This is a genomic window from Goekera deserti (assembly GCF_010685995.1).
Taxonomy (GTDB): Bacteria; Actinomycetota; Actinomycetes; order Mycobacteriales; family Geodermatophilaceae; genus Goekera; species Goekera deserti.
Genome location: NZ_JAAGWK010000051.1, coordinates 1 through 710, shown reverse-complemented (window position 1 = coordinate 710; position 710 = coordinate 1). Strand labels below are relative to the sequence as shown.

The window sequence follows — 710 nt, the reverse complement described above, 5'->3', positions numbered from 1 at the left end:
ATGTTTGCAATGCTTCTCTATCTCACTGACGATTTCCTTCGAGCAGGAACCGCAGTCTGCCCTGAAGCGATTTACACGGATGTTCTGGGATTCCAGAAGAGCGAAGAATCTCTTATGGGTGTCTGCCTGATGAAAACGCACATTCGTGTTACCATCGCTGTTCTCGATATAGACTATCTTGTCACCGATAACATATACGCCAGGCCTGTAGCCGAGGAACTTTTTGTAGGTCGGTTTTGCATCATACTTCTCCGTTTCAAGGAACTGATGGTCAAAGTCAACATCGTATTCCTCAATTTCCTTCAACTCGCCTGTAGAAACCAAAGCGTTTATAAGCAATGTGTTGAGTTTGTCTGCAGTATTGAAATCATAGGTCTTGCCTTGGTCGGAAGTATAGGAGATGTTTTCCTGTGTCAGTTCCTTGATGGCTCTGAGGATGGTATCAGAGCTGCATGTACGAAGGGTAGGATGATACGAGAGATGGCGCATCAGTTGTGACGTTACATCTTCCACGCATGAGCCGCCACAGAAATAAACGCTCATCAGCGAACGGACTATCTCGCTGAACTGATATCCGAAGATACTGCTGCATCTCTGACCCAGTGTTGAGTCGATAACGGGTGAAAGCATGGAGTCAAATTTCTCCATGATTGAAAAAATTCCTCCAAAAGGTGTGAGTTTCTCAGATTTAATTTGTATTTTTGCCATGT

1 pseudogene is annotated in these 710 nt (G+C 44.5%); it reads right to left on the bottom strand.

The annotated features are described in order from the left end of the window. Positions 1-708 (bottom strand): annotated as a pseudogene (locus tag G1H19_RS22345) (IS1380-like element IS612B family transposase); the annotation flags it as partial. Positions 709-710 lie beyond the last annotated feature (2 nt).